The organism is Dyella sp. 05T440 (genome assembly GCF_056395965.1).
Genome location: NZ_JBFTKN010000014.1, coordinates 34,621 through 50,424 on the forward strand (window position 1 = coordinate 34,621; position 15,804 = coordinate 50,424).

12 protein-coding genes are annotated in these 15,804 nt (G+C 64.6%); 4 read left to right on the top strand and 8 right to left on the bottom strand.

Features of this window, described 5'->3' with window-relative positions:
* Nucleotides 1-44 precede the first annotated feature (44 nt).
* From AC1DE1_RS17005 to AC1DE1_RS17025, 5 genes are all read right to left on the bottom strand, one after another.
* Nucleotides 45-2,333, bottom strand: coding sequence for a S53 family peptidase (locus tag AC1DE1_RS17005; protein WP_477176626.1), 2,289 nt, complete (start codon nucleotides 2,331-2,333; stop codon nucleotides 45-47).
* Nucleotides 2,334-2,893: 560 nt separating this feature from the next.
* A complete protein-coding gene (locus AC1DE1_RS17010) occupies nucleotides 2,894-3,673 on the bottom strand; it encodes a glycosyltransferase family 2 protein (protein ID WP_477176627.1) in 780 nt (259 codons plus the stop codon).
* Complete coding sequence (locus tag AC1DE1_RS17015; RefSeq protein ID WP_477176628.1) at nucleotides 3,670-4,941, bottom strand: O-antigen ligase family protein; 1,272 nt, start codon at nucleotides 4,939-4,941, stop codon at nucleotides 3,670-3,672. The genes AC1DE1_RS17010 and AC1DE1_RS17015 overlap by 4 nt, the downstream gene beginning before the upstream one ends.
* Before the next feature lie 69 nt (nucleotides 4,942-5,010).
* Nucleotides 5,011-6,138: a glycosyltransferase gene (locus tag AC1DE1_RS17020; RefSeq protein WP_477176629.1), complete on the bottom strand. Its 1,128-nt coding sequence runs from the start codon at nucleotides 6,136-6,138 to the stop codon at nucleotides 5,011-5,013.
* Between the two features lie 97 nt (nucleotides 6,139-6,235).
* Nucleotides 6,236-6,442 (bottom strand): zinc-finger domain-containing protein, encoded by a 207-nt coding sequence (locus AC1DE1_RS17025; protein ID WP_046970205.1) that lies wholly within the window; start codon nucleotides 6,440-6,442, stop codon nucleotides 6,236-6,238.
* Nucleotides 6,443-6,664: 222 nt separating this feature from the next.
* Here AC1DE1_RS17025 and AC1DE1_RS17030 point away from each other — a divergent pair, with 222 nt between their 5' ends.
* Nucleotides 6,665-7,804 (top strand): Yip1 family protein, encoded by a 1,140-nt coding sequence (locus tag AC1DE1_RS17030; RefSeq protein ID WP_477176630.1) that lies wholly within the window; start codon nucleotides 6,665-6,667, stop codon nucleotides 7,802-7,804.
* Nucleotides 7,805-7,862: 58 nt separating this feature from the next.
* Here AC1DE1_RS17030 and AC1DE1_RS17035 read toward each other — a convergent pair whose 3' ends face one another.
* Together AC1DE1_RS17035 and AC1DE1_RS17040 are read right to left on the bottom strand one after the other, a co-directional pair.
* Nucleotides 7,863-8,456 carry a YceI family protein gene (locus AC1DE1_RS17035; protein ID WP_441604801.1) on the bottom strand — a complete coding sequence of 198 codons (594 nt, stop codon included), beginning with the start codon at nucleotides 8,454-8,456 and terminating at the stop codon, nucleotides 7,863-7,865.
* A 52-nt stretch (nucleotides 8,457-8,508) separates the two neighbouring features.
* On the bottom strand, nucleotides 8,509-9,102 hold the full coding sequence (locus AC1DE1_RS17040) for a malonic semialdehyde reductase (RefSeq protein ID WP_441604802.1): 594 nt from the start codon (nucleotides 9,100-9,102) through the stop codon (nucleotides 8,509-8,511).
* A 131-nt stretch (nucleotides 9,103-9,233) separates the two neighbouring features.
* Between AC1DE1_RS17040 and AC1DE1_RS17045 the strand changes: the two genes are divergently transcribed.
* On the top strand, nucleotides 9,234-10,214 hold the full coding sequence (locus tag AC1DE1_RS17045) for a mitochondrial fission ELM1 family protein (protein ID WP_477176631.1): 981 nt from the start codon (nucleotides 9,234-9,236) through the stop codon (nucleotides 10,212-10,214).
* 6 nt (nucleotides 10,215-10,220) lie between these two features.
* Here AC1DE1_RS17045 and glnE read toward each other — a convergent pair whose 3' ends face one another.
* Complete coding sequence (gene glnE / locus AC1DE1_RS17050) at nucleotides 10,221-13,073, bottom strand: bifunctional [glutamate--ammonia ligase]-adenylyl-L-tyrosine phosphorylase/[glutamate--ammonia-ligase] adenylyltransferase (protein ID WP_477176632.1); 2,853 nt, start codon at nucleotides 13,071-13,073, stop codon at nucleotides 10,221-10,223.
* 239 nt (nucleotides 13,074-13,312) lie between these two features.
* On the opposite strand from glnE, the gene AC1DE1_RS17055 reads away from it, so the two are divergent.
* Entirely contained in the window at nucleotides 13,313-15,214 is a 1,902-nt protein-coding gene (locus AC1DE1_RS17055) for an LTA synthase family protein (protein ID WP_477176633.1), read from the top strand.
* Nucleotides 15,215-15,457: 243 nt separating this feature from the next.
* Nucleotides 15,458-15,751 carry a hypothetical protein gene (locus AC1DE1_RS17060; protein ID WP_441604806.1) on the top strand — a complete coding sequence of 98 codons (294 nt, stop codon included), beginning with the start codon at nucleotides 15,458-15,460 and terminating at the stop codon, nucleotides 15,749-15,751.
* Nucleotides 15,752-15,804 lie beyond the last annotated feature (53 nt).

Sequence of the window (15,804 nt, forward strand, 5' to 3'; positions counted from 1 at the left end):
AACAACATCCCCGGCGCAACGCCGGGGATGTCGAGGGACTCCCCTTACTTCACATTGACGAAGGCCTTCCACGCCTTCAGCAAATTATTGGCGTCGACCGAACCCAGGCCCGACGCAAAACTCCAGCCCGCCTGCGCCGCAAACGCCTCCGTATTGGCGTTGTACTTGTTGGCGTTGCTCGAAGTGAGGCCCACCTGGATCGCACCGAGGTAGGAGTTCGGCAGCGTGCCGTAGTAGTAGCAGTCGGGTGTCACCACATCCGGCAGCTGCTGCACGCACTGCGTGGCGATGCTGCCGCGCGTGACGTTGTGGAACACGCACTTGCCGGTGCCCTTGGCGCCATTGTCCGAGTTGCAGGTCGCCAAGGTTGCCGGCTGCGCACCCTTCGGGCCACCGTACTCATCGGCGGCCAGCGTGTAGAGCGTCGGCGCAGCATTGCCCTGGTTCGGGGACAGGCCCTTCGCTGCAAGGCCCTGGTCGATCAAGGCCTGGATGCCGGCGAACATCGGCGACGACAGCGACGTGCCACCGATCAGCGCCGTGCTACCGGTGAATCCCGGTGTGCAGGGATAGTAGTAAGAGCACACGATCACCCAGGTCGAACCACCGTACGAACCACCGAACAAGGCCACGTCGGGCACGTCGCGCGACTGGTCCTTGGCAGTGTTGTAGACCAGACGTTGCCATGCCGGCTTGGCATTCACCGACGACGGACCACCGCTGCCCGATTCGGAAGTGATGTAGTAGCCGTAGGGATCGAACTGCAGATAGGCCTTGCAGAACGCCAGCGACGTCGCATAGCCCAGCGACTTGGCTGCCACTTCATTGCCGCAGGATTCGTTCCACGGAATCTCCGGCACATACGACAGTGCCGAGCCGTACTGCGCGTTGAAGGTCGAGCTGAAATACTTCTTCGTGCTGCCGTCGAGGATGTCGGCCGTATCGGTGCCGCCGACCACGGTGTCGTTCGGCGATGTGCCAAACGCATTGGCATCGATGCCCGCGCCATTGATGAAGAAGCCGTTGAAGCTCGGATTGGAGCCCGAATCGCCGCTCGATACGAACACGGAAATGCCTTCCGCATCTGCCTGCGCCCACATCTGGTCGATGGCCGCTTTGCTCGGTGCATCGACGAAGCCTTCGCCGTATCCATAGCTGGCGCTGATGATGTTGGGACGGTTGCTGCCATTGATCAGGTTGGTCGCCGCCGTGACCACGCCGCCGAAGAAGTTGGTGGCGTTGGAATCGTCACAGCTGGCCAGCCAGATGTTGGCGCCGGGTGCCATCGCGGTCGACCATTCGGCATCGAGCAAGGCCTCGAAGTCGTCTTCGCCGGGGAAGTTGATGGTCGGGTCGATGCAGTTGGTGAAGCCGGTCGCCTGAGGCTGGATTTGCTGGAACGTGCCGCCGTAACTGGTCAGCCCGAACTGGCTGACAAAGTTGGTCCAGTCATCGGGCACCATCGAGCTGTCCTCGACCAGCGCAATGGTGATGCCCGTACCGGTCAGGCCGCTCGCATAGAGCTTGTCGGTGCCATAGATCTTCGCCATGTCGTACGGCACTAGGCCGCGCGAGCCATTGGTGAAGTTGACCGCCTGTGGCGTCATGCCAGCGGCTGCGGTTTTCGGTTGCTGCACCTTGAAGCGCTGCGAGTTCGCATCGAACTGGCCCAGCTTCGGCGCCGTGTGCTGTGCCTGAGGATGGATGTCATTGAGGCCGGCCACGCCCGCCACCACGCTTTGCAGAGCCTGTGGAATGCTGATGTCGCTGGCATTGGCCACGTGCGCTGCCTGGTTGATGGTGTACTGGTTCATCTGCGTGTGGAACGCGCGCTTCACCTGCCCTGCGTTGCCGCTGAAGTCGATCTGCATCTTGTTCGGATAGACGCCGTTGACCGTGAAGCCCTGCGATTTCAGCCACGCGGTCGTTGCTGCAATATCGGCGTCGGATACGCCGAAGGTCTGCCCGAACTGATCGGGCGTCACCCATTGGCGGAACTTCGACGAGCTCGGGTCGTGCTGGGCGGAAATCAGTGCATCCAGCGCCGCCTGCCGCTTTGCGCTGCGCTGCAGGATCAGGTTCATGTGATTCATGGCGGCCGCATCGTCCACCGCCTTGGTCGGCGTGGAACGGTCGACCAGGCTCAGATGACTGCGCTGTAGAGTCGATGTCGCGCGGCTATCGACCGTCTGCGTCACCCTGGGCGCTTCGGCCGTGTTGATGCCAGCCAATGCTGCGTTTTGCGCAGTGTTTGATTGTGCCGAAGCCACCACCGGCATGCCTGCGAGGACCAGGGTCATGACCCCCAGCAGGTTCAGGTGCTCGTGTTTCATGCAATGTCTCCCTGATGCGATCCATTGAGAACAAGCCCCCCGTTTTCGATCAGCCACAGCTTTCCCCCGCATGACCTCCTTTGAGATTCGCGCTGTGCGTAAGACGAAGTCGCCCGTCGCGTCACCGTGTTGGCGACGCGATGCCATTGCAGTAAAAGTCACCCTAGAACGGCGCGAGAGAGAGCCAACAAAACCTGCTCGCGATGACACCCCACGAAAACCAGGCGAGTGTGGAAGGCGATCGGCGACGCCACAACGAGTGCGACGCGAAAACGTGCGCCAGATCGTGACGACTTCATGCACGCCATCAGAATCATCACGTTGCAGCGTACTCGCGCGTTGTAACAGCACGACGCCGAGCATGACCCCGTGCGCGCAATTTCGTTCGTCTAAATCCTGGAATTGACGCACGATTCACGGCGCGATGGTGGCACTGCTAAAACGGGCTTTGCATGCAAGTAATTTCGGCGTGCAAGAGTTTGCGCCAGCTCGTACAGCTAGCTAAATCCGCGCTGAATTTTTCCGGCAGGCCAACGCATCAAAGGGCTCGCGTCGCGCGACTAATGTTCTTCGCCGCGCGATTTGCGCGATGCCTGCTCCCTCGCCTCATGCAACTTCGCGTACTTGAGGAAGGCGTAGAACGCACCGGTGACGCTGGCGATGAAACCAGCCCAGCCGTTGAGGAAGTAGCGCTTGCCGATGTACTGCCGCAGGAAGAACACCGGTGGATAGAACACCATGCGCAGGCCGGTAAAGCGCTGCCGCGTGCGGAGTTTGTACGCCACCATGCCGGTGGTGTAACGGTTGATCTTTTCCACGCGCGTGGCGATGTCGCCGTCGCCGTCATTGACGAAATCCGCGCGCCGCAGGGTTTTCACCGGGCCGCGTACCTCGACAGCCGAATGCACCTCGACATCGTTCATGCCGCCGCGACGACGATCAAACAAGCGCAGGTGGCCGTTGCGCCAGCTCCAGCGATGCTGCACGGTCCAGAACATGCGTTCGCGCCGCGGCAAGCGGAAACCGGCATGCCGGGGATGCTGCAAGGCACGTTCAATTTCCTCGCGCGTGCCAGGCGAGAGGATCTCGTCCGCATCGAGGTTCAAGATCCAGTCGTGGCTGGCCATGTCATAGGCGCGCTGCTTCTGCGGGCCGTAATCGTCGAACGGATGCACAGCGACACGCGCGCCGTGTTGGCGTGCAATGTTGACGGTGTTGTCGGTCGAACCCGAATCGAGCACGACGATTTCGTCGGCCCAGTCGACGCGACTCAAGCACGCGTCGAGCGTGTCCGCGTTGTTGAAGGTGATCACGACTACCGACAGCGGCTCGCGCGTCATGCGGCAGCTCCCTGCGACGATGGATGCACGTAGAGCGCCGCACACCACAGGCCCAGCAGCCATGCGAACAACAAACCCCACCAGGCCGAATAGAAGGCCAGATGCGTATTGAGCGGGAACAGCATCGTGCCCAGGGCGAGCGTGGCCGGGAAGGCGCGCGTACGTGCCGCGGCGCCCACCCTGCGCCACACGATCACCGCCCATCCGATCGCCGCCAGCCAGCAGGCCATGCCGAGCGCGCCGGTTTCCGTGAGTACCTCGAGCAGCCATTGATGGGCATGGCAGGCGCCTTCGCCAACGCCACAGCCGTCGGCGGTGACGACAAAACGATCATTGGCTGGCGCATACGCGGGATACGCATAGCGGTACGCGCGCACGCCGACGCCGTTGATCGGGTGCCCCTCGAACATCGCCACGCTGGTGCGCCAGATATCCAGGCGACCGCTCAGCGCCCAATCGAGCGATTTGTCCGAACCTTGCAGCACCTGCAGCGTGCGATCCATGCGCAGCTGGAAGCGCTCGGAGGTTTTCCAGGCGACGCCGCCGGCGAGCAGGATCACCGCGGCCAAGGCACCGGCGGCAGCCACGAATCGCAGGGGCGAGCCCGTCACCCGCCAGGCAAAGCCCAGGGCCACCACGGCGTAGCAAACCCACGACGCTCGCGATCCGGACATCAGCACCGGCCCGAGCAGCAGCACGAAAGCGATCAGCAGCCCTTTGAGGCCAAAGCGCCGCAGCGCCACCCACAGCACGAATGGCGACAGCACCGACAGCGACGGGCCGAGTTTCAGATTGGCGGCGCCAAAGATGCCGGAGATGCGCTCGGGCTCGGCGTGCCCACCCAGGCTCCAGCCGGTCAGTGCCTGCACCCAGGCATCAAGCGCCCAGAACGCCACGACCGCAGCCGTGGCCAGGTAAAGCGCGTCGAGCTTGTCTTCGCGGCGGATGGCAAAGCAGGCGTACAAGCCCAACGGGGCGTAGCGCAGCAGTGACGCCACCGTGCCCCAGCTCTTGCCAGGCGCCAGCGAGTCCACCGAGGAGATCAGCGCGGCGCCCACATAAGCCGCCAGCAGCCACAGCAACAGCCGTGCACCGGCGTGTTCGCGCAAGGCGGACGGATGGCGTACGAACAGCAACACCACGCCGATCAGGCAAAGGAAGGTCCCCAGCTCGGCACTGCGCCCGAACGGCAGCAGGGCGATCACCAGCCAGAACGGCAGCAAGGGGGAACGCAGGGCGGCCTTCAGGAATGCAGCAATAGGGCTCATGCGTGGATCAATTAAGGGTGACCCGCGCATTGTAGGTGAGTCACCGTACGGGCGACGCTCAACGCTGCGTCAGGCCGCGGTGAGCTCGTCGTACAAGGCCAGGGTGGCCTGCTGCATATCGGTGAGGCGGTAGTTCTGCAGCATCGGGATGGGCGGCGCCACGCGCAGCAGCTCGGCAGCACGTTCCACCAGGCGCTCGCGGTCGGCGGGAGGTACGCGGCCTGCCGGATACAGCTCGGCCAGCAACTCGCCCACGCCACCGTGCGCGTAGCCCAGCACCGGGCGGCACAGCGACAGCGCTTCGATCACCGTACGGCCGAACGATTCGGGCTTGTTTGACAACTGCAGCACGAGCGAGGAGACGGCGTAGATGTCGCGCACATCGGAACGCGGCGGCGTCATCACCACCTGCGATTCCAGTCCGCGCGTGCGCACGAGGTGGCGGAGCTCTTCCACGTAGGCCTCTCGACCGGGCTCGATCACGCCCAGCAACAACAGGCGTACATCGATGCCGCGGCGCTTGAGCTCGGCTACGAGTTCGATGGCGTCGTGGTGGCCCTTCAGGCGAGTGCCGCGACCCGGCAGGGTCAGCAGCGGGCCGCCGGCGAGCGCCGGAAACTCCGCGAAGAACGCCTTGACCCAGTTGTCGTCCGGTCGATGCCCGTAGGGAAACGCGTCCGGATCGATGCCGCGCGGGATCACCCGCACGCGAGCCGGTTCCAGCCAGGGGTAATGGCTGAGCATGAAATCGCGCAGGGTCTGCGATACCGCAATGACGCGCTCGCCACGCAGCAGGATGGCGCTGTAGCGGCCGGGCGAATTGAGGCCGTGCACGGTGGTCACGAAATGCGGCGCCGGCTTCATGCCCTTGATGGCCCACCAGCCCAGCCAGGCCGGCAGGCGCGAGCGTGCGTGCACGATGTCGGGCTTGAGCTCGCGCAGCAGCTTGCGCAGCGCGCCGACCTTCATGAAGGTGCCCAGCGACTTGCGGCCGATATCCAGCGTGATGTGACGGCTGCCTTCGGCTTCCAGCTGCGACACCATGCGGCCACCGGCGGAAATCACGATGGACTGATGGCCGGCCTGCACCAGGGCACGGGCAATCTCCAGCGCAGACCGCTCTGCCCCGCCCGATTGCAGGGCAGGGATCAGCTGGACCACGGTCAGGGACCGCGCTGGTGTAGCGATTGCTGACATGATTTGTTCGAAAGGTGCCTTCATTCCTAGAGGCAAGCAGCAATCGTGCCGAAATGCGCGGCCGATATGGTTTCAGTTGTAACTTTCGAGGTCGAAATCAGTCGCGAAGCACGTAATGCGCGCCGCAATAAGGACATGTGGATTCACCACCGTCCTCCACGATCGGCAAATAGACCTTCGGATGGGAGTTCCACAGCGCCATGCCGGGCATCGGACAGGACAGCGGAAGGTCCGAGCGCGTCACTTCGTAACGATTTTCGGCATTCGCCGGGATCAGCGGGGCAGCCGCAGGGGAACGCGACATGGGGGTCAAACTCCATCAGGACACCAGACCCACCATGTTAGCAGGCCAACCCCACATCGCGACGCGGCGGGCAGCGGACTGCGACCTAGGGCATAGTGCGGGCGACCAATGTCGGGGGCCGCCCCGGCGGCCGAGAATGCCCTCGCGTACGGGGAACGAACGGCCCGCGATCCAGCGGTCTGTGGATGGCGGGAACAGGCACATCCTGAAGCAGGAGCCGTCATGGACTTCGGAAAGATCTTCAGTCGCATCAAGGCCATCCTCAGTTCGCCACAGACCGAGTGGCCGGTGATCGCTGCCGAGCCCGCCACCGTCGGCGGCCTGTTCCGCAACTACATCTGCATCGTCGCCGCGCTGCCGGTGATCGCCTACTTCATTCGCGGCAGCCTGTTCGGTCACGGCGGCTGGGGCATGCATGTGCACACGCCACTGGGCCTGGGCTTGCTCGGCCTGATCCTGCATTACCTGCTGACCCTGGTGGTGGTCTACCTGGTCGCCCTCATCGTCAATGCGTTCGCGCCGAGTTTTGGCGGCAGCAAGGACCCCGTGCAGGCGCTCAAGACGGTGGCCTATGCCTGGACCGCAGGATGGGTCGCCGGCATCGCCGTGATCATTCCGTGGCTCGGTTGGCTGGTGGCGATTGCCGGCGTGATCTACGGCATTTATCTGCTCTATCTCGGACTGCCGCACACCATGCGCTGCCCACCCGAGCGCGCCGGCGGCTACACCGCCGTCATCGTGATCATCGGGATTGCGCTGAGCTGGATCGTGGGCTTGATCATGGCCGGCATCATCGGCACGGCGGCGCTCACCGGCGCGTCGATGGCCGGCATCCACGCGACCAGCAGCGATCGAACCACGGTGACTGTCGATCCAGACAGCATGGCAGGCAAGACCGTGGCGGTGTCGCTATCACCGGAAACCTTGCGTGGCTTCCTGCCCGAGGAGCTCGATGGCATGAAGCGCAGTGACTTCAACGCGCAACGCTCCGGCGCGGTAGGCATGCAGATATCCACTGCCTATGCCACTTACAGCGACGGCAAGGATCGCAACATCAAGATCGAGCTGGCCGACACCGGCAATATGCGGGGCATGATGGCGATGGCCAGCGCAGTGGCCCATTCCACCGAACAGCAGACCGACCACGGTTACGAAAAGACCTATACCGAGCACGAGCGGCTGATGCACGAAGCGTGGAATTCGCAGACCAAGACGGGCGAATTTGGCGTGATCGTCGCCAACCGTTTCTCGGTCAAGGCGAGCGGCAGCGGCGCCAGCATGGATGACCTGAAGCAGGCCGTGAACGACATGGACCTGGACAAGCTGACGTCACTGAAAGACGAAGGCGTCAGCAATCGTTGAGCCCAAAAAGAACAGGCCCGCGCCGTGAGCGCGGGCCTGCTCATGCCCAGCGTTGGGCTTACTTGGCGGCGTCGGCCTTCGGCACCGAAGCCTCGGTGGTGATGTGGATCTTGATCTCGTCGCTGACGTTCGGCACGTAAGCGCCCACGCCGAAGTCGGAACGCTTCAGCGTGGCGGTGGCGTCGAAGCCCACCGTCGCCGTCTTCAGCATCGGATGCTCGCCGCTCTTGTTGAGCGTGGCGTCCAGCGTCACCGGCTTGGTCACGCCGTGCACGGTCAGGTCACCCGTGACCTTGTACTTGTTGCCGCCAGCAGCCTGCACCTTGGTGCTCTTGAAGGTGACGGTCGGGTACTTGTCGGCGTCGAAGAAATCCGGCTTCTTCAGGTGCTCGTCGAGCGCGCTCACGTGTGTGTCGAGGTTGGCCAGCGGCAGGGTGACGTCGACGGACGACTTGGCGGCGTCCTTGTCGTCGAACACGATGGTGCCGTTGCCAAGGCCGAGGTTGGCCGTGGGGTTGGAGAAACCGAAGTGGTTCCAGCTGAACAGGACCATGGTGTGGCCCGGGTCCATCTTGTAGGTGACCGGAGCGGCCTGGACGGACACGGCAGCGCTGATCAGGCCGGCAAGAACGAGGTAACGAAGTGCACGCATGGGTTGAATCTCCATTGGGTTGGGGGTTGCTGGATCGAGGCCGATGAAGGCGTCAGGCGATCTGGCAAGCTTCTTCGAACGAGAGGCGCGGGCTGCGCGGGAACAGGTCGCGGCTGGCATCGCCGTAGCCGATGTTGACCAGGAAGTTGGACTTCACCGTGGTGCCCGCAAAGAAGGCGTTGTCCACGCCGGCATTGTCGAAGCCGGACATGGGGCCGCAATCGAGGCCCACCGCGCGCGCGGCGAGCATCAGGTAAGCGCCCTGCAGCGAACCATTGCGGAAGGCGGTGATATCGATCAGCGGCTGGTTGCCGGCGAACCAGCTGCGCGCATCGGCATGCGGAAACAGATGGGGCAGCTTTTCGTAGAACTCGTGGTCGGTACCGACGATGGCGGTGACCGGCGCGGCCAGGGTCTTGGCGCGATTGCCATCGGAGAGGAACGGCGCCAGCTTGTCCTTGGCCTCCCTGGATTTCACGAAGACCACACGCATCGGCGAGGAGTTGGCGCTGGTGGGGCCGAACTTGGCCAGCTCGTAGATCGCGTGAAGCTGCGCGTCCGTTACTTCTTTCGGCAGCCACGCGTTATACGTGCGCGCCGTGCGAAACAATTGGTCGAAGGTCGCCTCGGAAAGCTTCTCGCTCATGGGTATCCTGTGGACATGGCGCGCCGGCATCGGCGCAACGACCTCAAGTGTAAGCGGGGTCGCAGGCAAACAGGACCCAGGCCAATGGAACGAACTGTACCGTCCAGGGAAACAATGCGGCGGCCAGGACTATGCTGAAGCCGCGCGGCGACTGCTGGGTCATCACCGATGGCGCGGCCGGCAACCAGCGCCAGGCACTGGCGCTGGCCGAGCTGCTGGAGATGCCTGTGCGGCACCTGCAGCTTGCGCCCGCCGCACCCTGGTCGTGGCTGGCGCCTCATCTCACGCTTGGCGCCCGGCTGGCGCTCGACCTCACCCAGCGCCAGCAGTTCGCCCCACCGTGGCCGGCCGTGGCGATCGGTTGCGGCCGATCCGCCGCGCTCTACACCCGCCTGCTGCGCTCACTCAGCGGCGGCGCCTGCTACACCGTGCAGATTCTTGATCCGCGGGTCAATCCGGCGCACTGGGACACGGTAATCGCGCCTCAGCACGATCGGCTGACCGGCCGCAACGTGATCCGCCCGCTCGGCTCGCTCAATCCGGTGGACGAGGCCTGGCTGCAGGATGGCCGCGAGGCCGATCCTGCCTTTGCGGCATTGCCGCGCCCGCGGATAGGCGTCTTGCTGGGCGGCCCGCGCAAGGGCGTGACCTTCAACGAGGCTTATATCGACCAGTTGATCAGCGGCCTGCATGCGCGGCGTCGCCAGGACGGCGGCAGCCTGATGGTGCTCGCCTCGCGACGCACACCGGCGGACCTGGTGGAGCGCATGCGCCAGGGCCTGGGCGACGTGCCAGGGCTGGTGTGGGCTGGCAATGATGACGGCGGCAATCCCTATCCCGGAGTGCTGGGCTGGGCCGATCGCCTGGTCGTCACGCCGGACTCGGTCAATATGCTGTCCGAAGCCTGCGCCGTGGGCTGCCCGGTGCACACCTTTGTGCTGGGCTCACTGCCCGACAAACTCGAGCGTTTCCATCACGCCCTGCGCGACGCGGGACTGCTGCATTCGCTCGATGCCAGCAATACGCCGCCGGTGCCGCCGCTGCGCATCACCGGCACGATTGCCGCAACGCTGCGCGAGCTCATCGTGCGCCGGCAAAACCAGGCGGCGTGAGCTGCATCAGAAGCACAAGCCCAGCTCCGTCGTCACCTCCTGCACACTGCTGCTGAGGCGGTCGAGTTCGCCATCACGCGGTGCGATGCGCGAGCGCAGGTCGAGCGTACAGGCCAGTGCGCGATGCAGCAGTTCGGCGTGCGCTTCGGCGAATATGCCGGCCTGCCGCCCGTCGAGCAGGCCGGCGTTGCGGCAGGCTTCGATCAAGCCGGCGTTGGCGGTGATATTGAGCAGGGCGGAACGTTCTGACGCGTGCGCCAGCACCAGGCCTTGAAGTGCGAACTCGATATCCAGCAGACCGCCATGACCCTGCTTGAGATCAAACAGCTGCGCATCGGAGCGATCGCGCTCCGCCCGCCAGCGCTGGCGCATGCTGCTGACTTCCTGCAGCACCGGGGCGCGCTCGCGCGGCACCGCCAGCACGTCGCGGCGAACGGTGGCGAGATCGGCGTGCAGCCCTGCGTCGCCCGCGATAGGGCGGGCGCGCAGCAGCGCCTGATGCTCCCAGGTCCATGCGCGGCTCTTCTGGTAGGCCTCAAATGCATCGAGGCTGCTCACCAGCAAGCCTTTGGAGCCGTCGGGCCGCAGCCGCGTATCCACTTCATACAGGCGCCCCGCACGGGTGAGCACGGTCAGCCAGTTCATCACGCGCTGGGCGAGGCGCTGATACCAGCGCGAGCCTTCCAGCGGACGCGCACCATCGCTCATCGCGTGCGCGCGCTTGCTGTCGTAGACAAACACCAGGTCCAGGTCGGAGGCGAACCCCAGCTCCTCGCCACCCAGGCTGCCGTAACCGAGCACCGCAAAACCGATGCCGTCGCCCGGTAGACGGCCGTGCTGTGCAGCGAGTTCGCGCTCGGCCAGCGCGGTGACTGCCAAGACGATGGATTCGGCCAGTACCGCCAGGCGCCGGGCCGTGGCGACGGCATCGGCGCGTCCGTCGCTGAAAGCCAGGCCGAGACGGAACGCCACGCTCGCCTTGAACTCGTTGAGGCGCTCGAGCTCCGCTTCCGCCTCGCGCTCGTCCAGCGTCGCCAGCACGCGGGTGATTTCTGCGCTGATGTCGGCGCGCTTGAGCGGCAACTGATCGATGCGCGGATCGAGCACGTCGTCCAACAGCAAGGGCTGTGCGATCACGCGTTCGGCGAGGAAGGCGTTTTCCGCAAATAATCGCGCCAAGCGCAGTCGGGCCGCGGGCTGCTCTTCGAGCAGGGCAAGATAGGACGAACGTCGCGCCACCGACTGCACCAGCCGGCACAGGCGAAGCAGGCAGGCGACGGGCGCCACGCTGTTGCGTGCCACGGCCAGCAGCTGCGGCATCAGGCGGTCGAGCTGCTCGCGCGAACGCTGCGACATGGCGCGCACGGAAGCGGCCTGACTGAGTTTCAGCAAAGCCTCCGCCGCCTCACCGCCTGGCGTGAAGCCGGACGCTTCCATCACGCCGGCATTCAGTGATTCAGCGCACGCCTGCTGCCACAAGGCCACATCAGCCACCGGCGCGGCTGCCGTTCGCCCTCCCTGCGGCATCAGCACTTCGGCGAACTCTTCGCTGACCTTGGCGCGATGGGCGGCCAGCTGTTCTTCCAGCTCCTCCCAGCTGCCAAGGCCAAGGCCCAGCGCGATGCGCTCACGACTGAGAGCGTCTGCCGGAATATCGTGCGTCTGCGCATCGCGCAACATCTGCACGCGATTTTCCACGCGACGCAGGAACACATAGGCCTCGCGCAATTCGCGCGCACGCGCGGCGCTGATATGGCCACGCGCTTCGCAGGCGGTGAGCGCAGGCAACAGCCCGCGCACGCGCAGGCTGGGTTCGCGCCCGCCTCGTATCAACTGCACCAGCTGCACGATGAATTCGATTTCGCGGATGCCGCCAGGGCCGAGCTTGAGATTGTCCGCCAGATCCTTGCGCGCCACTTCGGCGTCGATCAGCGACTTCATCTCGCGCAGGCCCGCGAAGGCGGTGTAGTCGAGATATTTGCGATAGACAAAGGGCCGCAGCAGATCCTGCAGCTCCTTGCCTGCATGGCGATCGCCGGCTACGGGACGCGCCTTGATCCACGCATAGCGCTCCCAGTCGCGACCCTCGCTCTGGTAGTACTGCTCCATCGCCGAGAACGGCAAGGCCAGCCGGCCGGCATTGCCGAACGGACGCAGGCGCAGGTCCACGCGCGCGCAGATGCCATCGACGGTCGGCTCGTTGAGCAGGCGCACAAGCTGGCGGGCCAGACGCACGAAGTACTCGCTGTTGTCGAGCGTACGCGCGCCGTCGCTCTGCCCGCTGTGCGGATAAGCCAGCACCAGGTCGATGTCGGAGGAGAAATTGAGCTCGCTGCCGCCGAGCTTGCCAAAGCCCACCACCACCATGCGTTGCAGTTCGCCATCATGGCTGCGGCTATGCCCATAGCGATCTGCCAGCACGCGTTCGGACCACTGCAGCGACGAGGCCAACAGCACTTCGTAAAGCACACTCGTGGCGGACAGCGTCTCGGGCAATTCATCGAGGCCGTTCACATCGCGGAACACCAGACGCAATGCCTCGGCGTGACGGAAGCGCCGCAACTGCGTCAGGCAGGCCGCTTCGTCCTCGGCGAGCTTCAGCGCGTCGATGCGAGCACTGGCGTCGCTGCCCGAACGCAGGCGCTCGAGTCCTTGCGGCGCAAGCAGCTGCGGTTGGCGCAGCCAGGTATCGAAGGCGAAGTCGCTGGCGAGCAAGGTGCGTCGAATGCGCTCGGCCACGCCGGCGTCGTCGTGCAAGGGCACGCCCATCTGGCGGCATCGCGCGATCAGGTCGCGGTAGCGATCGTCGATCAGCGCGCGCAGCGCCGGGGATTCGGTGGGCCTATGGATTACAGTCATCCGATCATTCTGCCGCAGAGTCCTGCGCCTTGCTGCGCGCGCACTCAAGCCAGGGTTCCGCAGTATGACCGGCGCATGACCGGATACCGCACTGTTTACAGACCGCGTGCACGCCGACGACGCATCGGGCGTTGCCATAGAGGCAGTTACGGACACACGCCTGCTCCACCAACAACTGGTTCAGATCCAGGACATTACATTCCCGTTTCCGAGCCATGACAGCCAACCCACAGGGTGCCATGACCACCTCAACGACTCCAGCCGCGCTGCGTGCGCGCTCCCTGCCCGCCCGGCTTGCGTTGGTGTTCGCGCTGGCCATGGTTTTCACGCTGTTGACTGGTTTGGTCGACGGAGGCATCGGCGTTGGCCCGATGCAGGCGCTCAGCCAACCTCTGTTCCTGGTCGCCAACGCCCTGCCCGGCCTGCTGCTGGCGTCGCTGCTGCTGGTGTTGAGCCGCCGGGCATGTCTGTCGTTCGGCCTCGCCTTCCTGCTGCAGACGGTGCTCTACGCGATCAATGCGCTGAAGGTGAGCAACCTCAATACACCATTGATGCCCGCCGACTTCCGCATGCTGGGCCAGCTCCGACGCGGCGGCCTGAAGTTGCTCGGCAGCTATCTGCCGACCAGCCCCTGGCCGTATCTGGCACTGCTGGCTGCCATGGCCGTCATCGTCGTCGCATGGCGGATCGAACCGCCCATGTTCGCTCGCCGCACACGCGGCAAGCGCCTGGTATCGGGTGTGGCTTTGCTGCTGCTGATCGGCACGCTGTTCGCGGGCCTGCCCGGCTGGATGAAGCTCTATGGGGGTCACCATCTGTGGATGGAACCGTGGTCCGCCACGGCCACCGCGGAGCATTCGGGCCTGGTCAGCTCGCTGATGATGTTTCACCTGCATCAGGGCCATGCGCGCAAGAAGCCTGACCCGGCGGCCGCGCTGCAGCTGATCGAGCGCTCCGATCTTGCTCTGCGCGCCTATCTGCAGGCGCCGATACGCAACAACGGCGAGGAACCGGACATCGTCGTGGTGCAAAGCGAATCGTTCTTCGATCCGTCGATCATGAAGGGATTCGAGCACGCCGACCTCACGCCGAATCTTCACCGCCTTGCTGCACAGGGCGAGAGCGGCCCGCTGCACGTGCCCACCTTTGGCGGGGGCACCATCCGCACCGAGTTCGAAGTGCTGACGGGTTTGTCGCTGCGCTACTTCGACGACATGCAGTTCCCGTATCTGCAGATGAATCACAAGGTGGTGCCGAGCATGGTGCGCGTGCTGCGCTCGCATGGCTACGAGACCATCGCGGTGCATGGCAACGACCCGCGCTTCTGGAATCGCAACACCGCGTTCCAGGCGCTCGGTTTCGACCGCTTCGTGTCACGCTCGTCCTTCCCCACCCATGCCGCGATGGACGGGCAGTACATGGCCGACAGCGCGATGACTGATGAAATCATGGCGCAGCTCAAGAATGCGGGGCCGCCCCAGTTCCTGTTTGCCATCAGCATCGAAGCGCACGGCCCCTATGACGTGCCCCCGGCGCACGCCGCCGAGCGCGACGCGATCGCCGTGCCCGAAGGCGTCACCGGCCAGAACAAGCTCGAGCTGCAGACTTACCTGTACCACATGCGACATGCCGACCAGGAGCTGGGCCGACTGGCGGACCTGCTCGCGCAGCGCGAGCGTCCCACCCTGCTGCTGTTCTATGGCGACCATCTGCCCGCGCTGACCGATACCTACAACACCACCGGGTTTGTCGACGGCAAGGACATGCTCAGCCAGGCCGGCACCTGGCTGCTGGTCAATCCACGCAATCCCTCGGCGCCAAAGCATGAGGCGCTGGCCTCATGGATGCTGCCCGGCCGCCTGCTTGAACAGGCCGGCGTGCGTGACGATGCGTACTTTGCCCTGACCCAGGTGATCGCACCGCAACTGGCCGCCTTGACGCACGCACCTGGCGCACCGCCGGAAGCCGAAGACAAGGCCGAGCACCAGGAAGACGACGATATGGCCAACGTTGCCCTGCTGCGCATGAAGGGCAAGCTCGACGCGCTCTGGCCCAAGGCGGAAGCGCAGACGGCAGGTTTGATCGAAGAGACGCCACTCAATCGGGCGGGCGAGGTCGAGTCGGCGGGCGCCCATCAATAACGGCAATCTAACGTCGCCGATTGAATGGACGTCCAAACGAAATGAGCGTGGCGGCTGTTTTCCACGCTTTTCAAGCGGTACGAAAACGCTTTCCCCGCTGCTTCATAACCGCGATTCAGCGATCTGTCTGCGCGCTAAAGGGAGCCTGTTCGGTTCAGCTTCGGTATGGCGATGTGCGTCTAGCTTCGATTCCAGCCACGAAGCAACGCCTTCGCTGGCATTCCCACACTGGAGGTTTACCTCATGCGCAAGACCATGCTCGCCGCTCTCCTCGTCACCGCCGCTTCCGTCCTGACCGTTCCCGCGTTTGCCCAGGACGCCGCTGCAGCGACGAAGACCGAAGCCAGCGCGACCACCGCCGGCGCGGCAGCGAAGGACACGGCCAAGGCTACCGATCAGGCCGCCAGCAAGACCACCGACACTGCGCACAAGGCTGCCAAGCACAGCGGCCACAAGGCCAAGGCTGCGGCGACGGACGCCACCAAGACCGACGCCGGCAAGACCGAGGCAGCCGCTCCGGCCGCCGCCCAGCAGTAAGTCGCTACGCACGATGTAACCCCAAACCCCGGGAGGCGACTCCCGGGGTTTTT